Raw genomic sequence first — 20,412 nt, forward strand, 5'->3', positions numbered from 1 at the left:
GTTTATGCAAGTTAAGCGTTTTTTTGCCGCCGATATGCGTCAGGCCATGAAGCTGGTTCGTGATGAGCTGGGCGCTGATGCCGCCATTATCGGCAACCGCCGGATCGCCGGCGGGGTCGAGCTGACGGCAGCGCTTGATTACAAGTTGTCGGCGCTGGCGCCACGTGTACCGAACATGGAACTCGAAGACGAACTGCGCAAGACGCAATCGCGGATCGTCACCGCCCAGGCCGAATTGAGCCTGCGTGGCGAAGGCGAGAGCGACAAGAGCACCAACCGTCAGTTGTACGCCGGCCTGCCGTTGACCGCCGCCGAACCACTGATCGAGCCGACGTACAGCGAACCCCGTCGCCCCGCACCGGCCGCTGCACCAGCATCCGCTGGCGTGGATCCGCGCGCGTTGGACTCGATGCGTTTCGAGCTCAACAGCCTGCGCGAGCTCATGGAAGTCCAGCTCGGGTCCCTGGCCTGGAATCAGTTGCAAGGCAGCAGTCCGGACCAGGCCAATCTCTGGCGTCGCCTGCAACGCATTGGCCTGTCTGGCCCGCTGTCGCGCGACTTGCTGGCGCTGATCACCGAAATCGAAGAGCCCCGTCAGGCTTGGCGCATGTTGCTGGCGCACCTGGCGCGCATGATCGTTACCCCGGAAGTCGAGCCACTGGAAGAGGGCGGTGTGATCGCCATGGTCGGCCCTGCCGGCATGGGCAAGACCACCACCCTGGCCAAGCTGGCGGCCCGTTACGTGCTCAAGTACGGCGCGCAGAACATTGCGCTGGTGAGCATGGACAGCTTCCGCATCGGTGCCCAGGAGCAGCTCAAGACCCTGGGGCGCATTCTCAATGTGCCGGTGACCCACGTCGACCCGGGCCAGTCCCTGGTGCAGGCCCTGGAACCCTTGCTGCGCAAGCGCGTGGTGCTGATCGATACCGCCGGCCTGCAGGCCAGCGATCCGGCCCTGCGCATGCAGCTTGAAAGTCTGGCCGGTCGTGGCATCCGCTCGAAAAACTATCTGGTCCTGGCAACCACCAGCCAGAAACAGGTTCTAACCGCGGCTTATCATAGTTACAAGCGTTGCGGGCTCGCTGGCTGCATCCTGACTAAACTGGATGAAACGGCAAGCCTGGGCGAGGTGTTGAGCCTGGCCATCAGTCATGAGCTGCCGGTGGCGTACCTGACCGATGGTCCGAGGATTCCGGATGATCTTCATCTGCCGCGCCGTCATCAGTTGGTCAGTCGCGCTGTCAGTGTGCAAATGCAGGAAGAACCCAGCGAAGAAGCCATGGCTGACATGTTCGCTGACATCTACCACAGCCCGACCAAGCAGGTTGGCTGAGGTAATAATGAATCGTTTTTGTACCTACATCGATGGTCTGCCATGCATTGTTCCGTTTGTGAACGCGCAGCCAGTAATGTGGCCTCCGTCTAAGCAAGACAAGGTAAAGAATTAACATGGGCAGCATGCATCCCGTACAGGTTATCGCGGTGACCGGCGGCAAAGGTGGCGTCGGGAAAACTAACGTGTCAGTGAACTTGTCCCTGGCTTTGGCTGAGCTTGGCCGGCGCGTCATGCTGCTGGACGCCGACCTGGGACTGGCGAACGTCGACGTTCTGCTGGGCCTGACACCCAAACGTACCCTGGCCGACGTGATCGAGGGCCGCTGCGAACTGCGCGATGTACTGCTGCAGGGACCCGGCGGCATCCGTATCGTTCCGGCCGCATCCGGCACACAGAGCATGGTTCATCTGAGCCCTGCGCAACACGCTGGCCTGATCCAGGCCTTCAGTGATATCGGCGACAACCTCGACGTACTGGTGATCGACACCGCCGCGGGCATTGGTGAGTCGGTCGTCAGTTTCGTTCGCGCAGCCCAGGAAGTGCTGCTGGTGGTGTGCGACGAGCCGACTTCGATAACCGATGCCTACGCCTTGATCAAGTTGCTCAATCGCGACTACGGCATGAACCGCTTCCGCGTCCTGGCCAACATGGCCCAGAGCCCGCAGGAAGGGCGCAACCTGTTCGCCAAGTTGACCAAGGTCACGGATCGCTTCCTCGACGTCGCCCTACAATACGTCGGCGCGGTGCCCTACGACGAAAGCGTGCGCAAGGCCGTGCAGAAGCAGCGCGCCGTCTACGAGGCGTTCCCGCGCTCCAAGTGCTCGCTGGCGTTCAAGGCCATCGCGCAGAAGGTCGATACCTGGCCGCTGCCGGCCAACCCGCGCGGGCACCTGGAGTTTTTCGTCGAGCGCCTCGTGCAGCAAACAGCAGGACCTGTTCTATGACAGCCAGCGGTTACAACCTCTACAAAAAATCGGCCCGTGAAGCGCAGTGCGAGCTGATCGAGCGTTACGCACCGCTGGTTAAACGCATTGCTTACCACTTGCTGGCGCGCTTGCCGGCCAGTGTCCAGGTCGAAGACCTGATCCAGGCCGGGATGATCGGCCTGCTTGAAGTGTCGACCAAATATGACGCCAGCAAAGGCGCCAGTTTCGAGACGTACGCGGGCATTCGAATCCGCGGCGCCATGCTCGATGAAGTGCGCAAGGGGGACTGGGCGCCACGTTCGGTTCACCGCAATACGCGCATGGTCAGCGACGCCATTCGCTCGATTGAAGCGAAAACCGGTCGTGACGCTAAAGATCACGAAGTTGCGGCCGAACTCCAATTGAGTCTCGACGATTACTACGGAATTTTGAACGACACCCTGGGCAGCCGGTTATTCAGTTTCGACGATCTGTTGCAGGACGGCGAACACGAAGGGCTGCACGAGGATGGCGCGAGTGCTCATCTCGAGCCGTCACGTGATCTGGAAGATGAACGCTTCCAGGCTGCGCTGGCGGATGCGATTGCCAATTTGCCGGAGCGTGAGCGACTGGTGTTGGCGCTGTACTACGACGAAGAGTTGAACCTCAAGGAAATCGGTGAGGTCCTGGGGGTCAGCGAATCGCGGGTCAGCCAGTTACACAGCCAGTGCGCGGCCCGTTTGCGGGGGCGTTTGGGGGAGTGGCGAGCGCGCTGAAGGCAGTGTGGGGGCACTGCGAACGAGGCTGGTGTGGTGCTGAACTGCCCCGGTGTCGATCTGTTGTGCTCCAGACAGTCATTGAGTGCTTTGCCGGATTGATTGAAATGGCGCGTCCAGGTGCTGGGCGCGTTTAAGACTGCTTGGAGGTCGAATTGGACAAGAACATGAAAATCCTCATCGTTGATGACTTCTCAACGATGCGGCGGATCATCAAGAACCTGCTGCGTGACCTTGGGTTCACCAACACCGTCGAGGCCGACGATGGCACTACCGCCATTCCGGTGCTCAACAGCGGAAGCATCGACTTTCTGGTAACGGACTGGAACATGCCTGGCATGACCGGTATCGATCTGCTGCGTCACGTGCGTGCCGATGAAAAGCTCAAGCACCTGCCGGTGCTGATGGTGACCGCTGAAGCCAAGCGTGAGCAGATCATCGAAGCGGCCCAGGCTGGCGTTAACGGCTATGTGGTCAAACCCTTCACGGCCCAGGCGTTGAAAGAAAAAATCGAGAAGATTTTCGAACGCATTGGTTGATGAGTGCGCCACGGGGGAGCTATGGGCAATAACGAAACTTCATTGGGCGATTTTGAATCGACCCTGAAAAAACACGCCGTCGAATTGGTCGCGAGCCTTGAAAAAGGCAAGTTCGGCGACGCGGTGCAATTGATCCATGAGCTCAACCAGACCCGTGACCGCGGCCTGTATCAGGAAGTGGGCAAGCTCACTCGCGAGCTGCATAGCGCGATCGTCAATTTCCAGATTGATCCGCACATGCCGCAAGCCGAAGAAGTGTCCCAGATCACCGATGCCGCCGAGCGTCTGGGGTATGTGGTCAAGCTGACCGAGGCGGCGGCCAACCGCACCATGGACCTGGTGGAAACTGCCACGCCGCTGGTCAACAGCCTGGCGGACGAAGCCCAGGCCTTGAGCGTGGACTGGGGGCGCTTCATGCGCCGCGAAGTCGACGCGCAAGAGTTTCGCGAACTGGCCCGGCGGGTCGACGGCTTCCTGGCGCGCAGCGGCACGGACAATCGCGCAGTGTCGGGCAACCTGAACGACATCCTGCTTGCCCAGGATTACCAGGACCTCACGGGGCAAGTGATCAAGCGCGTGACCGCACTGGTCACCGAAGTTGAAAGCAACCTGCTCAAGCTCGTGCTCATGGCCAGCCAGGTGGACCGCTTTGCGGGCATCGAACATGACCGTGCAGCGATGCTTGCTGAAAAAGATCCACAAAAACATCTCTCTCAGGGTGAAGGTCCGCAGATTCATGCCGATAAAAGAGAAGACGTTGTGTCCGGTCAGGACGATGTGGACGATTTGTTATCCAGCCTGGGATTTTAGAATTTTAGAATTTTAGAATTTTAGAATTTTAGAATTTTAGAATTTTAGAATTTTAGGTTTTTTGGGTTTTTAGACCTGTAGGAGCACCCCCTTAATGAGCTTCGGCGCCGATGAAGAGATCCTTCAGGATTTCCTGGTTGAGGCCGGCGAGATTCTAGAGCAACTGTCCGAGCAACTGGTCGAGCTGGAAAGCCGCCCGGATGATGCGGATTTGCTCAATGCAATTTTTCGCGGTTTTCACACTGTAAAAGGGGGCGCCGGCTTCCTCCAGCTCAACGAGCTGGTGGAGTGCTGCCACATCGCCGAGAACGTGTTCGACATCCTGCGCAAGGGTGAGCGTCGCGTCGATTCGGAACTGATGGACGTGGTTCTTGAAGCGCTGGACGCGGTGAACAGCATGTTCAGCGAAGTTCGCGAGCGCAGCCCGATCACGGCTGCAACGCCTGAACTGCTGGCGGCATTGGCCCGCCTGGCCGAGCCGCAATCGGCGGACGCGGTGGCTGCTGCGCCTGTTGCCGCAGTGGTTGAAGCGCCTGTGGCTGAAGCCGACTCCGGCGATATTACCGATAACGAATTCGAGCAATTGCTGGACTCGCTCAATGCCGTCAAGGCACAGGCCGAGGCGCCCACGGTTGCTCAGGCTGCCGCTGCCAGCGACGAAATCACCGATGCCGAGTTCGAGTCGTTGCTCGATCAGTTGCACGGTAAAGGCCAGTTTGCCGTTGATGCGATTGCGCCGGCTCCAGCTCCGGCTGCCCCAGAAGCACCGACAGCGGCAGGCGACAGTTCCGATATTACTGATGATGAATTTGAAGCACTGCTCGACCAGTTGCACGGCAAAGGCAACTTTGCTGTCGAGGCGCTGGAGTTGGCCATTGCTTCGGTGCCTGCACCGGCAGCACCCACCGCGGCGGCGGCTGGCAGTGATCTGATTTCCGATCACGAGTTCGAAGCGCTGCTCGACGAATTGCACGGCAAGGGCAAGTTCAGCGAAGTGGGCACCGCGGCTGTGGCCAACGGTTCGAACGCTACTGTTGCGGCACCGGCAGCCAAGGCTGCGGCGCCGAAACCGGTCGCCAAGGCCCCAGAGCCAAAAGCTGAAGCCCCGGCAGCCGCTGCTGCCCCGGCATCGTCCCGCGCCCCGGCCGCGCCACCGGCGGAAAAACCGGCGAGCGAAGCCGAGACCACCGTGCGCGTCGACACTGCGCGCCTCGACGAGATCATGAACATGGTCGGCGAGTTGGTGCTGGTGCGTAACCGCCTGGTCCGCCTGGGCCTCAACAGCGGCGACGAAGCCATGTCCAAGGCCGTGTCGAACCTCGACGTGGTCACGGCCGACCTGCAGACCGCGGTCATGAAGACCCGGATGCAACCGATCAAGAAAGTTTTCGGGCGCTTCCCGCGCCTGGTTCGCGACCTGGCTCGCCAGCTCAAGAAAGAGATCAACCTGGAACTGGTCGGCGAAGAAACCGACCTCGACAAGAACCTCGTCGAGGCCCTGGCCGACCCGTTGGTCCACTTGGTGCGCAACGCGGTCGACCACGGTATCGAATCGCCGGAAGAACGCGAAGCCTCGGGCAAGGCCCGTGGCGGCAAGGTCATCCTGGCGGCCGAGCAGGAGGGCGACCACATCCTGCTGTCGATCTCCGATGACGGTAAAGGCATGGACCCGAATGTCCTGCGTTCGATCGCGGTCAAGCGCGGCGTGATGGACAAGGATGCGGCCGATCGCCTGAGCGATACCGAGTGCTACAACCTGATCTTCGCCCCGGGTTTCTCGACCAAGACCGAGATCTCCGACGTATCGGGTCGCGGTGTGGGCATGGACGTGGTGAAAACCAAGATTTCCCAGCTCAACGGCTCGATCAACATCTACTCGGCCAAGGGCCAGGGATCGAAGATCGTCATCAAGGTGCCGCTGACCCTGGCGATCATGCCGACGCTGATGGTCATGCTCGGCAACCAGGCGTTTGCGTTCCCGCTGGTGAACGTCAACGAGATTTTCCACCTCGACCTGTCGACCACCAATGTCGTGGACGGCCAGGAAGTGGTGATCGTGCGGGACAAGGCGCTGCCATTGTTCTATCTCAAACGCTGGCTGGTCAGCTCCGCGGCTCACGAAGAGCAGCGCGAGGGCCACGTGGTGATCCTTTCGGTGGGCACGCAGCGGATCGGCTTTGTCGTCGATCAACTGGTGGGCCAGGAAGAAGTGGTCATCAAGCCATTGGGCAAAATGCTCCAGGGAACTCCGGGCATGTCCGGCGCCACCATCACCGGTGACGGCCGCATCGCGCTGATTCTCGATGTTCCTAGCATGCTCAAGCGTTACGCCACACGGCGTATTTGATTCTGGTGGAGCGGGGCGCCTGGCCTCGCTCCATCTAATGGAGTGTTTATGGCAGTCAAAGTCCTGGTGGTGGACGATTCGGGGTTTTTCCGCCGCCGCGTCTCGGAAATTCTTTCAGCGGATTCCAATATCCAGGTCGTCGGCACGGCGACCAACGGCAAAGAGGCGATCGATCAGGCGCTGGCCCTCAAGCCAGACGTGATCACCATGGACTACGAGATGCCGATGATGGACGGCATCACCGCCGTGCGGCACATCATGCAACGCTGCCCGACCCCGGTCCTGATGTTCTCCTCGCTGACCCACGAAGGCGCCCGGGTCACCCTCGATGCGCTGGATGCCGGCGCGGTGGACTTCCTGCCGAAGAACTTCGAAGACATCTCGCGCAACCCCGAGAAGGTCAAGCAAATGCTGTGCGAGAAGATCCTGAGCATCTCGCGCAGTAATCGTCGTGTCAGTCACTACAGCGCCCCGGCGCCTATCGCTGCGCCAGCCCCGACGCCTGCACCTTCGAGCATTGGCAGTTACGGCGGCACTTACGGCAGCGGTGCGCCCGTGCGTCCGGCACCGGCACCGATCCCTGCACGTACGCATGCGGCCAGCCCGTCGTCTCCTGCGCCAAAACGCAAAAACTACAAGCTGGTGGCCATTGGTACGTCCACCGGCGGCCCGGTCGCCCTGCAGCGGGTCCTGACCCAGTTGCCGGCCAACTTCCCGGCGCCGATCTTGCTGGTTCAACACATGCCGGCGGCCTTCACCAAGGCCTTCGCCGAACGCCTGGACAAGCTCTGCCGCATCAGCGTCAAGGAAGCCGAGGATGGCGACATCCTGCGTCCTGGCCTGGCGCTGTTGGCCCCGGGCGGTAAGCAGATGATGATCGATGGCCGTGGGGCGGTGAAAATCCTCCCGGGTGACGAGCGTCTGAACTACAAGCCGTGCGTGGACATCACCTTCGGTTCGGCAGCCAAGTCCTACGGCGACAAAGTTCTGGCGGTCGTCCTGACCGGCATGGGCGCCGACGGTCGTGAAGGCGCGCGCCTGCTCAAGCAGGGCGGCAGTTCGATCTGGGCACAGGACGAAGCCAGTTGCGTGATCTACGGCATGCCAATGGCCATTGTCAAAGCTGAACTCGCCGACGCGGTGTACAGCCTCGACGACATCGGCAAGCACTTGGTCGAGGCTTGCATCTGATGGATGTTCTAAGCCTGATCGGCATCATCATGGCGTTCGTCGCTATCATTGGCGGCAACTACCTTGAAGGCGGTCACCTCGGCGCCCTGGCCAACGGCCCGGCAGCGCTGATCGTGCTCGGCGGCACCATTGGCGCCGCGCTGCTGCAATCGCCGATGAGTGCCTTCAAGCGCGCCATGCAGATCCTCACCTGGATCCTGTTCCCGCCTCGCGTTGACCTGGCCGGTGGCATCGACCGCGTGGTGAACTGGAGCCTGACGGCGCGCAAGGAAGGCCTGCTGGGCCTTGAAGGCATTGCCGATGCCGAGCCCGACAACTATGCGCGAAAAGGCCTGCAACTGCTGGTCGACGGCGCCGAGCCGGAGGCGATCCGCAGCATTCTGGAAGTGGATTTCTACACCCAGGAAAGCCGCGATGTCGAAGCGGCCAAGGTCTTCGAAAGCATGGGCGGTTACGCGCCGACCATCGGCATCATCGGTGCGGTCATGGGCCTGATTCACGTCATGGGCAACCTCGGTGATCCGTCGCAACTGGGTAACGGCATCGCCGTGGCCTTCGTCGCCACCATCTACGGCGTGGCCAGCGCCAACCTGGTGCTGCTGCCGATTGCCGCCAAACTCAAATCCATCGCGCTGCGCCAGTCGCGTTATCGCGAAATGTTGCTGGAAGGACTTCTGTCGATCGCCGAGGGTGAAAACCCACGCTCCATTGAGTTGAAGCTCCAGGGCTTCATGGATTGATGGGAGGCATGGATCATGGCACGTCGTCGCCAGCATGATGAACACGTCAACCACGAACGCTGGCTGGTGTCCTACGCGGACTTCATCACGCTGCTGTTCGCGTTTTTCGTGGTGATGTACTCCATCTCTTCGATCAACGAAGGCAAGTACAAGGTCATTTCCGAGGCGCTGGTCGGGGTCTTTACCGACACCGATCGTTCGCTCAAGCCGATCCCAATCGGTGACGAGCGGCCCAAGACCGTGACCCCGGCCAAGCCGCTGGTCAAGGACAGTGACCAGGTCGATGCCGGTGTCTCCGGCGCCAGCGACCCACTCAAAAGCATCGCCGATGACATCAGTGCGGCGTTTGGTGACCTGATCAGCTCCAACCAGATGACCGTGCGCGGCAACGAGTTGTGGGTCGAGATCGAGCTCAATTCCAGCCTGTTGTTCGGCAGCGGTGACGCCATGCCCAGCGACATCGCGTTCAACATCATCGATAAGGTCGCGGCGATCCTCAAGCCGTTCGACAACCCGATCCATGTCGAAGGTTTTACTGACGATCAACCGATCCGCACCGCGCAGTACCCGACCAACTGGGAGCTGTCCTCCGCCCGCTCGGCCAGCATCGTGCGCATGTTGGCGATGCAGGGGGTGAACCCCGGTCGCCTGGCTTCGGTGGGCTATGGCGAGTTTCAGCCGGTGGCCAACAACGCCACCGCTGAAGGCCGCGCCCGTAACCGTCGCGTGGTGCTGGTGGTGTCGCGCAACCTCGATGTGCGCCGCAGCCTGACCGGCACTGGAACCGCTAATGCGCAACCGGATGCCGCCTTGAAGCGTGCTGGCACACAAACTGCACCGACCCCGGTCAAGTCGCCGGGACGAGAGAACGCCGTCAATTCTCCGTCACCCGCATTAACACGTTGAGCTATTTCTCGGTCGATCCGTTCGGCCGGGAGGAACAATCCGAATGAGAGTCTGGGCAGTCGCCAATCAAAAGGGTGGTGTCGGTAAAACCACTTCCTCCATCGCTTTAGCCGGGTTGCTGGCGGAGGCGGGCAAGCGCGTGGTCGTGGTCGACCTCGATCCCCACGGCTCCATGACCAGCTACTTCGGCTACGACCCCGATACCCTGGAACACAGCAACTACGACCTGTTTCTGCACAAGGGCAACGTGCCCCAGGGTTTGCCGGGCCAACTGCTGCTGTCGACCAGTGACGAGCGCATCTCCCTGCTGCCCTCCAGCACCGCGCTGGCCACCCTTGAGCGTCAGTCGCCGGGGCAGAGTGGCTTGGGCCTGGTGATTGCCAAGAGCCTGGCGCAACTTTGGCAGGACTTCGATTACGCGGTGATCGACAGCCCGCCATTGCTCGGCGTGCTGATGGTCAATGCCTTGGCGGCGAGCCAGCAACTGGTGATTCCGGTGCAGACCGAACACCTGGCGGTCAAGGGCCTCGAACGCATGGTCAACACCCTGGCGATGATCAACCGCTCACGCAAACAGGCATTGCCATTCACCATCGTGCCGACCCTGTTTGACCGACGCACCCAGGCGTCCCTGGGCACATTGCGCGTGCTGCGCGACAAATTCCCCGACGAAATCTGGCAAGGCTACATCCCGGTGGACACGCGCTTGCGCGATGCCAGCCGTGCCGGGCTGACGCCTTCGCAGTTCGACGGCAAGAGCCGTGGCGTTCTCGCTTACCGCGCATTGCTCAAGCATCTGCTGGCGGCACAACTTGTTGCGCAGGTGGCCTGACATGACCCCGATCCCTGTAGGAGCGAGCATGCTCGCGATGGTCGTCAACGATGACGCGGGAAACCTGACACCCCGTGGCGCGCTCAGGTTCATCGCGAGCAAGCTCGCTCCTACAGGTGAGTGCGCATGAACCGCCCATTGAAGACCACCTCGCGCCCGCAACTGGCGCTGCAGTCGTACCTGGATAGCCTGCTGCAGGAAGTGACTGAAGAGTTGACGCTGCCCGTAGAGGCAGTGGTCGAGGAGATCGCGGCCGAAGCCGTATTGGACGAATTCCAGGCTGCGGTACTCGAAGAGCAGGCTCGCGATGCCCGCACAGCGACGGTCACAGCCGCCCCGGCATTGGTAGCGCCATCGACCAAGGCGCCCATTGCCGTGGCCGAAGCCCCAGCACCCATCATGGCGCCGGTGTCCTCCATCGCTCCGCTGCTTCAAGCGCTGGTGCCGCCACCGGTCGAGGTGCCGCCAGCACTGGAGCCCGCCGTCGTCGAGGCACAGCAGACACGGGTTCCGCCCGTCGTCGAAGTGCATCTGCCACCGAGCAATACGCCGCCACCGGTGGAAACCGATGGTCGTCCGTCCTGGGCTGCCGAACCTTTCGAGTGCCTGCTGTTCGATGTCGCCGGTTTGACCTTGGCGGTGCCGCTGGTGTGCCTGGGGTCGATCTATTCCCTGGCCGGTCACGAGCTGACGCCGCTGTTCGGCCAGCCCGAATGGTTCCTGGGCATCCTGCCGAGCCAGGCCGGCAACCTCAAGGTGCTCGATACCGCGCGTTGGGTCATGCCCGATCGCTACCGCGACGATTTCAAGCAGGGCCTGCAATACGTGATTTCGGTGCAAGGCTACGAGTGGGGGCTGGCGGTGCATCAGGTCAGCCGCTCGTTGCGCCTGGACCCGAATGAAATCAAATGGAGAAGTCACCGGGGTCAGCGGCCATGGCTTGCCGGCACGGTGATTGAACACATGTGCGCCTTGCTCGACGTCGCCTCGTTGGCGGAGTTGATCGCCAGTGGCGGGGCGAAGCACATGTCCGGCAGCAAGCCGAACCACAAACCGACAAAAATTAAATAAACAACAGGCGACGCCACTCGATGGCGTTGCACGGAACACACACCGCCAGGGCGGTTTCTTGAGGGGTCAGGGTATGAATGATAAGGCGACGGCGGCAAAAGGTTCCGAAGATCCGATCCTGCAATGGGTCACCTTCAAGCTGGACAACGAGACCTACGGCATCAACGTGATGCGCGTTCAGGAAGTCCTGCGTTACACCGAAATCGCCCCGGTCCCGGGTGCGCCGAGCTACGTACTGGGCATCATCAACCTGCGCGGCAACGTCGTCACCGTGATCGACACTCGTCAGCGCTTCGGCCTGATGAATGCCGAGATCAGCGACAACACCCGTATCGTCATCATCGAAGCCGACAAGCAGGTAGTCGGGATCATGGTCGACAGCGTGGCCGAAGTGGTTTACCTGCGTCAGTCGGAAATCGAAACCGCGCCGAACGTGGGTAACGAAGAGTCCGCCAAGTTCATTCAAGGCGTGTGCAACAAGAACAACGAATTGCTCATCCTGGTCGAGCTGGACAAGATGATGAGCGAAGAAGAATGGTCGGAACTGGAGAGTATCTGATTGATTCTCGAGGTTGCGGTCATTGTCCTGTTCCTGTTCTGGGCAGGCACGCTGGCAATGTTCCTGGCGTACATTCGCGCCCAGAAGCAGATCGCAGCGCAACAGGCCAAGGGTGATGCGCTGCGTGACCAGCGCATCAAGGACCTGGGCAAGCGTGTCGACGACTACCTGAATGGCAGCGTGCGCATGGGCGAAGACCTGCATGAACTGCGGGCGATCGTTGTGCCGTTGCCAGACAAACTCGCTCAGTTGGAACAACGCGACCCTACAAGCCTGTCGTTTGCCCAGGCGGCGCGACTGGTCGGGATGGGCGCCAGCGTCAACGAACTGACCCAGTCCTGCGGCTTGACCCAGGCTGAGGCGGAGTTGATGAGCAAGCTTCACAAGAACTGACAGCTGTAGGAGTTCGCTCGCGATGGGCGTTAACGATGACGCGGACCTCCTGGAGAAACGCGGCGCTCATACCTCCATCGCGAGCAAGCTCGCTCCTACAGTGGTTCTATGTCGGACACAGAACATGTGTTCACCGCAGATCACCTGTGCGAGCTTGCTCGCGATGGCGTCTTGGAATCCTCAGTAGTCATCCCCGCGTTCGGTAATGTCCTTCTCCGCAATCAGCCCATCCGGATTCTGCCCCGCCGTAAACTTCCCCTTCAAACTCCACGCAAACGCGATGATCTCGGCAATCGTCAGATACAGCTCCTGGAGAATGCTGTCCCCCAGTTCCATGAGCGCCAGCAGCCTCACCAGTTCGGCGTTTTCGTAGATCGGCACTTCGCAGTCGCGGACGATGCGCAGGATTTCTTCTGCCAGTTCTTCGACGCCCTTGGCGGTGAGTAGCGGGACGGTTTGCCAAGTGATTGGGGGCTTTGATCAAAAGTAGTTAGCAGATGATTAATCGACTGGTAGATAAAACTCGCCACCCTGAGTGTTGCAGGATAATTCGAGAAATTTTCTTCTTGTGGATATTAAGTCCTACTTTGAAAAAGACCTAAATAGACCGTCGCGGCCAACTAAGTCCTACGCGGTAAAGTATGATGTTTCCTACAGCTAAAGCTATTTTTCAACGACTTTTTTGTGCTGCCGATAATGGGTTTGTCGTTTGTGCGTTGACAAGTGTAAACATAATTCCTTAAGTTTGTTTTGTGTTCGAAAGTGGAGTGTTGAAGAAATAATCGATAAGAAGGACGGATTTATGCAAAGAATTTATATTCTGGGCGCTGGGCATATGGGGGTGCAATATTATTCGGGTTGAGAGGTAAGTATGGAGATAGCCATCTGAGGGTGGTTGAAACTAATTCAAGTCGAGCCGCATACCTCACGGCCTGCGGGTTCGAGGTAAGTGAACGGATTGAAAATATAGAATGCAATGATATCGTTATTTTAGCTGTCCCTCCTCAGCGATTTCAAACTGCAGTACGGGATAATCAGGTTCTGCTTTCTCATGAAGGCCCGGTCATATCCGTAATGGCTGGCGTTACGACGAAATCGATTTGCAGAACTTTAGGTCATCCACGACTAATTCGTTCGATTCCGAATACGGCATCAGAAGTGGGGGAAGGAATTACTATTTACTACGCTCCAGAAAATGCTGACAGTGATTTGCTTGTAACAGCACAGATGGTTTTCGGTGCGATCGGGAGCTATATAAAAGTTGATAATGAATGCTTGATTGACTCAGGCACTGCAGTCGCGGGCGGTGGCCCGGCACTGGTCGCTTATGTTGCTAGCGCATTACAGCAGTACGCGGAGAACGAGGGCTTTGACTCCGAGGTCGCTTGGAAAGTTTGTACGCAGTTGTTATACGGTACTTCAATGTTGATGAGGTCGACTGGAAAAACATCAATGCAATTATGTAAAGAGGTGCAGACGGCTGGCGGTACAACTGAGCGTGCAATCCAGGTTTTCGAGCGTAATGACTTGAATGGGACTATTGCATTGGCTTTAACAGCTGCTGCTGAGAAGTCGGTAGAGTTGGGTGGGTAGTGCATTACAAGGGGGCATTATGAGTAGTGAGAAACTGCCGTCAAAGTCTAAACGAGACAGTGCCACGAGCATGGAGGCGGATTCATACAGTGTTTATTTTGGAATGGGTCACTGTTTCAATCTTATTGATGATCCCGGAGTTTTTAAAGTCAGTCTGGCCGGAATGGCGTTTGGGTCACTGTTGACGCGTTATCTAGATAAAAAATGCATTAATGCCAGGTTTTTGGATCTTGGGACCGGGAGTGGCGTGCATTCTTTTTTGCTGAAAGGTATGGGTGTCAAGTCAGTCACCGCGACTGATATCTCCAGGGAAGCAGTTTTCGTAGCGCGGAAGAATGAGTTATGTAATTTTGGAGTGAGTACTATTGAGTTTGCATTTGGTGATCTTTTTCAAGGGCTTCCAGATGCTTCAATAAAATACGATTATATTCTGTTTAATCCGCCTGGCTGGAGGACTCCTTCTACTTCCTTTCTAGAGGCATTCAAGAAGTCAGTTGGTGTGGCAGGGCTTCCAATTGATTCTATGTTTTATGGCGATAGAACGTTGGAGCGGTTTTTTGAAGAGTTGCCAGATCATTTGAGTGATGGTGGGACAGTTTTAATAGGGCTAAATTCATTGGTCGGTATTCGCCAGGTGATGAGCAGACTTCAAGAGTTGCATGCAGGGAAATATATGATCGATTGTAGGCTTTTGGAACGACATGATTTTCCATTGCTTTTTTATACGGAGGAATGGGCGCGGATACGAAATCTGTTGATTGATGAAGTAATGAGTTGGGCAAGGAAGGGAGAAGCCTATTGCTGTATGCAGGAAGACGGTCAAGTAATATGGTCGTATGAGATAGTTGAATTAACTATGTGGGAAAGGTAGTAGGTATGCTGCCTTTTAATACACATCGACATTTTTCTATCGGCGTGCTCAGTGGGGTATTGGCAAATACGCTATTGGGTCTGTCTTCGATTTTTTGGAAATATATTGGTTCTTTGAATGCAGTGGTGTTACTCAGCTATAGGGTCTATTTATCCTTTCTAACTGTATTTCTTGTCGTGTGGGCTGGTCGGGAGTTAAGACTGCTTTTTGCTCAGCTTAATGTTAAGTTGTTACTTTTACATGCGCTCGCAGCCATGCTGATAGCGATCAACTGGGGGACCTTCATATGGGCCTCTGTCCACGGGCGGGTACTTGAAAGCAGTCTCGGTTATTTGGTGGCGCCAATTTTAAGCATTGCGATTGGTCTCATTGTTTATAAAGAATCTGTCACTGTATTTAAAGTCATAGCCGTAGCGGTTATGCTGATTAGTGTGATGAGTCTTTTGGTGTTGAATGGCGATCTTGATGTGAGAGTTTACTTGGGTATCGGTCTTGCTTGGGGTTTTTATTCGTGCTTGAAAAAAATGACCTCTTTGAGTGTGTTTAATGGTTTGTTGTTGGAGTCTCTTGTACTTTCCTTTTTATGTGCTTTGTTTTTTGTTTTTTCAGGCCTCAGTATGACGATTCCTGATGATTTTGGCTTGTGGCGTACGCTTCTGGTTTTTAGTTGTGGGGTAGTATCCATTATTCCGTTGGCGTTGTTTTCGTTTTCGGCTAAAAGACTTTCTGTAATTTCTATGGGCTTATCGCAGTTTGTATTGCCAATCACGCAGTTTTTTGTGGCAACGATAATTTACAAGCAAGCCGCTTCGCCAGTAACTATAGCGGCTCTTCTGGCTGTGATAGTTGGGTCGTTGTTAGTAGTGTTTGAACCTGTTCTAAGAAAGCAGTCTTGTTTTGGTGGAGGGGGGCGAGATGAAGTGTAAATATAAAGTGGTCGTCATTGGGCTGGGTATTGTTGGAAGTGCTTCGCTTTGGAGGCTTTCGTGCTCTGAGGGCGATGTGCTTGGCGTCGATTCTGGTGCACCGATAAACCTGTCAGGATCATCGCATGGTGCTTCCCGAATTTTTAGGCGTGCTTATTGGGAAGGTTCGTCTTATCTACCTTTACTTTCCCTGTCAGATAAGTTGTGGTATGAGCTAGACAAAACTTGTAGCAGGCACCTGATTTTTCATACTGGAGGGCTATTTATTGGGCCGGTTGCCACGGGTGTTGTACCTAAAAGTGTTGCCGTCGCCCAACAGGGTAATATCAATCATACATTGCTTTCTGCAGAGCGGACTGCTGAGTCTTTTCCAGTATTTCATGTTCTTGAGGGTATGGAGTCAGTTTATGAAAGCGGCGCGTACACTATTGCGGCGGATGATTCAAAATTACATATGGTTAATTTGGCGGTGAGGAATGGTGCTGAAGTCCGATTTGGAACTTCAGTGACGGGCATACTTAAAACCTCGCAGGGTTTGGCAGTACAGTTGGATGGGGGGCAGGTCGTTTATACAGAGCGAATTATCTTGGCGACAGGCGCTGCCATAGGTACTACCCTGATTAACGATCTCTTCGGATTGCTGCAACCTAAGAGCGTCCCCGTTTATTGGTTCAAAACAAAATCCAAGGAGGATTTTGAATTCTTAAGGGGCTTTCCCGCTTTTTTGTATCAATTGCCAGACGGGCGTTTGCTTCATGGTACACCGGAAGTCGGCACGGAAGAACCAGGAATCAAAATTGGGTTTCATAACTATCAGCAAGCCAAGTTTGATGCTGGTACTCACATTCAGCCGGTAAAGGAAAGTGATGTTGAGCAGATTTCTGCTTGTGTTGAGCAGATATTTCCCGGTTTGAATTCGATTCCGTATGCATCTAAAAAATGCATATATACGATGAGTCAGGATGAGTCCTTTGTACTCGGCGAATCAGTGGATTTGCCTGGCGTATTTTATGTTTCTGCATGCTCTGGGCACGGGTTTAAATTCGCAACTGGTTTGGGGGATGTACTTGCGAGAGCCGCGTTAAATGGCTTTCTTTCAGACGAGGTGTCGATGTTTTATGCAAGCAGGTTTTCAGATGACAATAAATAATACTAATCAATAGTTATGAAGGGCATGTGCTGATCTCTGTTGTTGAGTGTCTCTCAGCGTCGATCAATAGTCGTCCCCACGATCCGTCACATCCTTCTCCACCATCAGCCCATCCGGATCCTGCCCCGCCGGAAACTTCCCCTTCAATCTCCACGCAAACGCAATGATCTCGGCAATCGTCAGATAGAGCTCCTGCGGAATGCTGTCCCCCAGTTCCATCCGCGCCAGCAGTCTCACCAGCTCGGCGTTTTCGTAGATCGGCACTTCGCAGTCGCGGGCGATTCGCAGGATTTCTTCCGCCAGTTCTTCGTCACCCTTGGCGGTGAGGGTGGGGGCGTGGGAGCCGTCGTATTTGAGGACGATGGCCTGGCGTGGGGCGTTGAGATTTTTCATGCGGTTTCGTCGACCCAGCGTTGTTCGAGGCGGGTTTGCGGGCCTTGGGGTGGTGTTCCGAGGTGGCAATCGAGGTCACCGACGTTGAGGCCGGCGGACAGCAGGCGGTGACGCAGCCCGGCCAGATTGCTTTCGATCAGGCTGGCGGTGTACGGCCGCTCGGCCCAGAGCTGGCTGGAGAGGCTGCCCTTGATCAATTGCGCCTGGATTTGCAGCGGCCCCAAAGGCTCCATGGCGAAGGCCAGTTCCACGCGCCACAGCTGTTGCTTGGGTTCGCGTTCTTCGCGACGTTCCTTTGGCTGTTCTTTTTCGGGTGAATCTTCACGCTGGAACTTGACCTGCAGCGGCACGATGTCTTGCATATTGCGCATCGGGATTTCCAGCTGCCAGGTGCTCATCAGCCGTCCGTCGGCGGTTACGCCGGTTTGTTCCAGACTCGACAGCTGATGGCTTTGCAGGCGTGAAACCGCGGCGGCGGCCAGGCGTAGCAGGTGTTCGAGATCACCTTCACCTTCGGCGCTTTGCAACAGGCGTTCGGGCAGCGGGAACCCGGTCGGCGAAGGTTTGGCACTGACCTGACCCAGCATGCCCAGAGCATTGCGAACAAAGTTCGGCATGGCCTGGGCCAGGCTACTGGCGGCGATGATCGCGCCAAGGCTGGTGTTGGCCGGCAAGCCCTGACTCAATTGCGCGACCAGTTTGAGCAGGTCGCCTTTCATGTCCGGCGCGAGCATCGGATTTTGCCCGCTCAGCAGTTTGCTTTCGAGGAACGCACCACTGCTGGCCAAGGCCAATGCCAGGCCCTTGGGGGTGCTCAGTTGCTGGACGTCCGGCAGGCCAGCGAGCAGGCGGGCAGCGGCGCTACGCATTTCGGCGGAGGTCTGGTCCGAGGCTGGAAGATTCTGCAGGCGCTTGAGCAAGCCATCCAGCGAGCCTTGGCGGCTTTGCTGGTCGACCAGTTGCTGGGTCACCGCCAATTGTTCCTGGCGGCTGCTCAGGGGTACGAACTTCACGCTCTGGGCGTCCTGCACCTGGGCGCTCAGCAAGGTGCCGATGCGCAATGGTTGCGGGCTGTCGATGCTCAGGGTGCTGCCGCTCAGTGCGGTATTGAGCAGGCTCACCATCGAGCGAAACACCATGGGTTGGCCGGGGACCTGCGGCAGCACTTGCGAGGTCAGCACTTTGCCCTGCAGCAGGGTGCCAACCGGCAGTTGCGCGGTGTCGAGGCGGGTGAGGGTGGTGACGCTGGAAGCAATGGCCTGTTGTACTGTCACGGCCAGGTTGCCGGCCGAAGGTTGGCTGACGAGCAGCGTGGTGCCCTGGGCCAGCGGTTGATTGCTGGTGGTCTGGACCGTGGTCTGGCGGCCGCTGTCGAGGGTGACCTTGAGCAGCATCTGGAAAGTCTGATCCGCCTGCTTGAGCGACAACACTTCGGCCTGGGCGGTTTGACCGTTGCTGATCAGCCCCTCCACCGGCGTCAGCAATTTGAGCAGCTCACCGTTTACCGCCTGCGGGCGTGACGTCGCCGGGACGGTTTGCGGTAGCGGGAGGATGTTCATTTCGCCTGTCATACGCGGTCACAACCTGAGGAAAATGCACTCTTTAGAGTAAGGCCTGGCATGTATAATGCCGCGCCGTTGTATCCAAAAATGGCGAAAACTTTGCAATTGTTTGACGCAGCTCTCTAGAACAAGACGTCATTGCATCTATGCTGCATCTCTTTAACGGCCGCTCCAGTGCCGACTTGAACCGTATAAGGCCCGTGAACCCTTGACCAGTCCTGTCCTGCAAACCGTTGCCCTTGCCTGCGAGCGAGACCTTCGGCTGCTCTTCGAAAATCTCGATTTGAGACTGGCCAGTGGCGAAATGGTGCAAATCAGTGGCCCCAACGGCAGTGGCAAGACCAGCCTGCTGCGCCTGCTCTCGGGGCTGATGCAGCCGACCGCCGGTCAGGTGCTGCTCAACGGCCAGCCGCTGAACGAGCAACGCTTTGAGCTGGCGCGCAACCTGCTGTGGATCGGCCACGCGGCCGGGATCAAGGATTTGCTGACGCCGGAAGAGAACCTGAGCTGGCTATGTGCCTTGCATCATCCGGCGACCCATGAGGCAATCTGGCAGGCGCTGGCGGCCGTCGGGCTGCGCGGATTCGAGGATGTGCCTTGCCACACCCTGTCTGCCGGTCAACAGCGCCGCGTCGCGCTGGCGCGCCTGTATCTGGACAGCCCGCCGCTGTGGATCCTCGATGAACCCTTTACCGCCCTCGACAAGCAGGGCGTGGCACAGCTTGAATCGCATCTGGCCGGCCACTGCGAACGCGGTGGCATGGTGGTGTTGACCACCCACCACACGCTGAGCCGGACGCCGGCCGGTTATCGCGACATCGATCTGGGGAGCTGGGCCGTATGAGTGTTTTCGGCCTGCTGGTCGCCCGCGAGGCTCGTCTGCTGTTCCGTCGTCCGGCGGAGCTGGCCAATCCGCTGGTGTTCTTTGCCATCGTGGTTTCCCTGTTCCCGCTGGCGGTCGGACCTGAGTCTCAATTGTTGCAAACCTTGTCTCCAGGACTGGTCTGGGTCGCGGCACTTTTATCGGTCTTGCTCTCGCTGGACGGGCTTTTCCGCAGTGATTTCGAGGATGGATCGCTCGAACAGTGGGTCCTTTCGCCGCACCCCCTGGCTCTTCTGGTATTGGCCAAAGTGCTGGCACACTGGGCTTTTTCCGGCCTGGCACTGGTTTTGCTCGCACCATTGCTGGCGTTGATGCTTGGTTTACCTGCCGCCTGTCTGCCGGTGTTGCTGCTTTCGTTGCTGCTCGGTACACCGGTACTGAGCCTGCTCGGTGCGGTGGGTGCGGCACTGACCGTGGGCTTGAAGCGCGGTGGCTTGTTACTGGCACTGCTGATTCTGCCGCTGTACATCCCGGTGTTGATCCTTGGCAGTGGCGCCTTGCAGGCGGCCTTGCAGGGCATGCCGGCGACCGGTTATCTCCTGTGGCTTGGTAGCCTGACCGCCCTGGCGATAACCCTGACACCTTTTGCAATAGCTGCTGGCCTGAAGATCAGCGTCGGCGAATAATGA

22 protein-coding genes are annotated in these 20,412 nt (G+C 57.6%); 19 read left to right on the plus strand and 3 right to left on the minus strand.

Annotated features, from left to right (window positions below; all coding sequences use genetic code 11):
• The first annotated feature begins 4 nt into the window (after nt 1-4).
• From flhF to B0D71_RS10705, 13 genes are all read left to right on the plus strand, one after another.
• Entirely contained in the window at nt 5-1,333 is a 1,329-nt protein-coding gene (gene flhF / locus B0D71_RS10645) for a flagellar biosynthesis GTPase FlhF (RefSeq protein ID WP_103394745.1), read from the plus strand.
• A 116-nt stretch (nt 1,334-1,449) separates the two neighbouring features.
• Entirely contained in the window at nt 1,450-2,280 is an 831-nt protein-coding gene (fleN, locus tag B0D71_RS10650) for a flagellar synthesis regulator FleN (protein WP_007975361.1), read from the plus strand.
• Entirely contained in the window at nt 2,277-3,017 is a 741-nt protein-coding gene (gene fliA, locus B0D71_RS10655) for an RNA polymerase sigma factor FliA (protein WP_103394746.1), read from the plus strand. Before fleN ends, fliA begins: the two co-directional genes overlap by 4 nt.
• A gap of 167 nt (nt 3,018-3,184) precedes the next feature.
• Complete coding sequence (locus tag B0D71_RS10660; RefSeq protein ID WP_003183998.1) at nt 3,185-3,556, plus strand: chemotaxis response regulator CheY; 372 nt, start codon at nt 3,185-3,187, stop codon at nt 3,554-3,556.
• Between the two features lie 21 nt (nt 3,557-3,577).
• Nucleotides 3,578-4,366 (plus strand): protein phosphatase CheZ, encoded by a 789-nt coding sequence (locus B0D71_RS10665; RefSeq protein WP_103394747.1) that lies wholly within the window; start codon nt 3,578-3,580, stop codon nt 4,364-4,366.
• Nucleotides 4,367-4,460: 94 nt separating this feature from the next.
• Nucleotides 4,461-6,713, plus strand: coding sequence for a chemotaxis protein CheA (locus tag B0D71_RS10670; RefSeq protein ID WP_103394748.1), 2,253 nt, complete (start codon nt 4,461-4,463; stop codon nt 6,711-6,713).
• Nucleotides 6,714-6,761: 48 nt separating this feature from the next.
• Nucleotides 6,762-7,904 (plus strand): protein-glutamate methylesterase/protein-glutamine glutaminase, encoded by a 1,143-nt coding sequence (locus tag B0D71_RS10675; RefSeq protein WP_103394749.1) that lies wholly within the window; start codon nt 6,762-6,764, stop codon nt 7,902-7,904.
• Entirely contained in the window at nt 7,904-8,644 is a 741-nt protein-coding gene (locus B0D71_RS10680) for a flagellar motor protein (protein ID WP_103394750.1), read from the plus strand. The genes B0D71_RS10675 and B0D71_RS10680 overlap by 1 nt, the downstream gene beginning before the upstream one ends.
• 15 nt (nt 8,645-8,659) lie before the next feature.
• The gene (motD, locus tag B0D71_RS10685) at nt 8,660-9,550 is read left to right on the plus strand and encodes a flagellar motor protein MotD (protein ID WP_103394751.1); all 891 of its coding nucleotides are present in this window, start codon (nt 8,660-8,662) and stop codon (nt 9,548-9,550) included.
• 43 nt (nt 9,551-9,593) lie between these two features.
• Complete coding sequence (locus B0D71_RS10690; RefSeq protein ID WP_085723329.1) at nt 9,594-10,382, plus strand: ParA family protein; 789 nt, start codon at nt 9,594-9,596, stop codon at nt 10,380-10,382.
• Nucleotides 10,383-10,508: 126 nt separating this feature from the next.
• Complete coding sequence (locus tag B0D71_RS10695; protein WP_103394752.1) at nt 10,509-11,453, plus strand: CheW domain-containing protein; 945 nt, start codon at nt 10,509-10,511, stop codon at nt 11,451-11,453.
• A gap of 73 nt (nt 11,454-11,526) precedes the next feature.
• The gene (locus tag B0D71_RS10700; protein WP_007980742.1) at nt 11,527-12,012 is read left to right on the plus strand and encodes a chemotaxis protein CheW; all 486 of its coding nucleotides are present in this window, start codon (nt 11,527-11,529) and stop codon (nt 12,010-12,012) included.
• On the plus strand, nt 12,013-12,405 hold the full coding sequence (locus tag B0D71_RS10705; protein ID WP_103394753.1) for a DUF2802 domain-containing protein: 393 nt from the start codon (nt 12,013-12,015) through the stop codon (nt 12,403-12,405).
• 180 nt (nt 12,406-12,585) lie between these two features.
• On the opposite strand, the gene B0D71_RS10710 is transcribed toward B0D71_RS10705, so the two are convergent.
• Nucleotides 12,586-12,873, minus strand: a complete 288-nt coding sequence (locus B0D71_RS10710) for an EscU/YscU/HrcU family type III secretion system export apparatus switch protein (protein WP_103394754.1) — start codon at nt 12,871-12,873, stop codon at nt 12,586-12,588.
• A 423-nt stretch (nt 12,874-13,296) separates the two neighbouring features.
• On the opposite strand from B0D71_RS10710, the gene B0D71_RS10715 reads away from it, so the two are divergent.
• From B0D71_RS10715 to solA, 4 genes are read left to right on the plus strand one after another with little or no spacing between them, the layout of a single operon-like run.
• Nucleotides 13,297-13,998 carry a pyrroline-5-carboxylate reductase family protein gene (locus B0D71_RS10715; protein ID WP_205885992.1) on the plus strand — a complete coding sequence of 234 codons (702 nt, stop codon included), beginning with the start codon at nt 13,297-13,299 and terminating at the stop codon, nt 13,996-13,998.
• Between the two features lie 19 nt (nt 13,999-14,017).
• Complete coding sequence (locus B0D71_RS10720) at nt 14,018-14,869, plus strand: methyltransferase (RefSeq protein WP_103394755.1); 852 nt, start codon at nt 14,018-14,020, stop codon at nt 14,867-14,869.
• Nucleotides 14,870-14,874: 5 nt separating this feature from the next.
• Entirely contained in the window at nt 14,875-15,795 is a 921-nt protein-coding gene (locus B0D71_RS10725; RefSeq protein WP_103394756.1) for an EamA family transporter, read from the plus strand.
• Nucleotides 15,785-16,945, plus strand: a complete 1,161-nt coding sequence (gene solA / locus B0D71_RS10730; protein WP_103394757.1) for an N-methyl-L-tryptophan oxidase — start codon at nt 15,785-15,787, stop codon at nt 16,943-16,945. The genes B0D71_RS10725 and solA overlap by 11 nt, the downstream gene beginning before the upstream one ends.
• A gap of 63 nt (nt 16,946-17,008) precedes the next feature.
• On the opposite strand, the gene B0D71_RS10735 is transcribed toward solA, so the two are convergent.
• Together B0D71_RS10735 and fliK are read right to left on the minus strand one after the other, a co-directional pair.
• Nucleotides 17,009-17,338 (minus strand): EscU/YscU/HrcU family type III secretion system export apparatus switch protein, encoded by a 330-nt coding sequence (locus tag B0D71_RS10735; RefSeq protein ID WP_103394758.1) that lies wholly within the window; start codon nt 17,336-17,338, stop codon nt 17,009-17,011.
• On the minus strand, nt 17,335-18,909 hold the full coding sequence (gene fliK / locus B0D71_RS10740) for a flagellar hook-length control protein FliK (RefSeq protein WP_103394759.1): 1,575 nt from the start codon (nt 18,907-18,909) through the stop codon (nt 17,335-17,337). Before fliK ends, B0D71_RS10735 begins: the two co-directional genes overlap by 4 nt.
• 199 nt (nt 18,910-19,108) lie before the next feature.
• On the opposite strand from fliK, the gene ccmA reads away from it, so the two are divergent.
• Complete coding sequence (ccmA, locus tag B0D71_RS10745; protein ID WP_103394760.1) at nt 19,109-19,744, plus strand: cytochrome c biogenesis heme-transporting ATPase CcmA; 636 nt, start codon at nt 19,109-19,111, stop codon at nt 19,742-19,744.
• Nucleotides 19,741-20,409, plus strand: a complete 669-nt coding sequence (gene ccmB, locus B0D71_RS10750) for a heme exporter protein CcmB (RefSeq protein ID WP_007980754.1) — start codon at nt 19,741-19,743, stop codon at nt 20,407-20,409. Before ccmA ends, ccmB begins: the two co-directional genes overlap by 4 nt.
• Nucleotides 20,410-20,412: the final 3 nt, after the last annotated feature.

This window comes from Pseudomonas laurylsulfativorans (assembly GCF_002906155.1).
GTDB lineage: Bacteria > Pseudomonadota > Gammaproteobacteria > Pseudomonadales > Pseudomonadaceae > Aquipseudomonas > Aquipseudomonas laurylsulfativorans.

Excerpts from the sequence above, each read along its gene's own strand:
- flhF (WP_103394745.1), top strand. The coding sequence starts at position 5 with ATGCAAGTTAAGCGTTTTTTTGCCGCCGATATGCGTCAGGCCATGAAG.
- fleN (WP_007975361.1), top strand. The coding sequence starts at position 1,450 with ATGGGCAGCATGCATCCCGTACAGGTTATCGCGGTGACCGGCGGCAAA.
- fliA (WP_103394746.1), top strand. The coding sequence starts at position 2,277 with ATGACAGCCAGCGGTTACAACCTCTACAAAAAATCGGCCCGTGAAGCG.
- B0D71_RS10660 (WP_003183998.1), top strand. The coding sequence starts at position 3,185 with ATGAAAATCCTCATCGTTGATGACTTCTCAACGATGCGGCGGATCATC.
- B0D71_RS10665 (WP_103394747.1), top strand. The coding sequence starts at position 3,578 with ATGGGCAATAACGAAACTTCATTGGGCGATTTTGAATCGACCCTGAAA.
- B0D71_RS10670 (WP_103394748.1), top strand. The coding sequence starts at position 4,461 with ATGAGCTTCGGCGCCGATGAAGAGATCCTTCAGGATTTCCTGGTTGAG.
- B0D71_RS10675 (WP_103394749.1), top strand. The coding sequence starts at position 6,762 with ATGGCAGTCAAAGTCCTGGTGGTGGACGATTCGGGGTTTTTCCGCCGC.
- B0D71_RS10680 (WP_103394750.1), top strand. The coding sequence starts at position 7,904 with ATGGATGTTCTAAGCCTGATCGGCATCATCATGGCGTTCGTCGCTATC.
- motD (WP_103394751.1), top strand. The coding sequence starts at position 8,660 with ATGGCACGTCGTCGCCAGCATGATGAACACGTCAACCACGAACGCTGG.
- B0D71_RS10690 (WP_085723329.1), top strand. The coding sequence starts at position 9,594 with ATGAGAGTCTGGGCAGTCGCCAATCAAAAGGGTGGTGTCGGTAAAACC.
- B0D71_RS10695 (WP_103394752.1), top strand. The coding sequence starts at position 10,509 with ATGAACCGCCCATTGAAGACCACCTCGCGCCCGCAACTGGCGCTGCAG.
- B0D71_RS10700 (WP_007980742.1), top strand. The coding sequence starts at position 11,527 with ATGAATGATAAGGCGACGGCGGCAAAAGGTTCCGAAGATCCGATCCTG.
- B0D71_RS10720 (WP_103394755.1), top strand. The coding sequence starts at position 14,018 with ATGAGTAGTGAGAAACTGCCGTCAAAGTCTAAACGAGACAGTGCCACG.
- B0D71_RS10725 (WP_103394756.1), top strand. The coding sequence starts at position 14,875 with ATGCTGCCTTTTAATACACATCGACATTTTTCTATCGGCGTGCTCAGT.
- solA (WP_103394757.1), top strand. The coding sequence starts at position 15,785 with ATGAAGTGTAAATATAAAGTGGTCGTCATTGGGCTGGGTATTGTTGGA.
- B0D71_RS10735 (WP_103394758.1), bottom strand. The coding sequence starts at position 17,338 with ATGAAAAATCTCAACGCCCCACGCCAGGCCATCGTCCTCAAATACGAC.
- fliK (WP_103394759.1), bottom strand. The coding sequence starts at position 18,909 with ATGACAGGCGAAATGAACATCCTCCCGCTACCGCAAACCGTCCCGGCG.
- ccmB (WP_007980754.1), top strand. The coding sequence starts at position 19,741 with ATGAGTGTTTTCGGCCTGCTGGTCGCCCGCGAGGCTCGTCTGCTGTTC.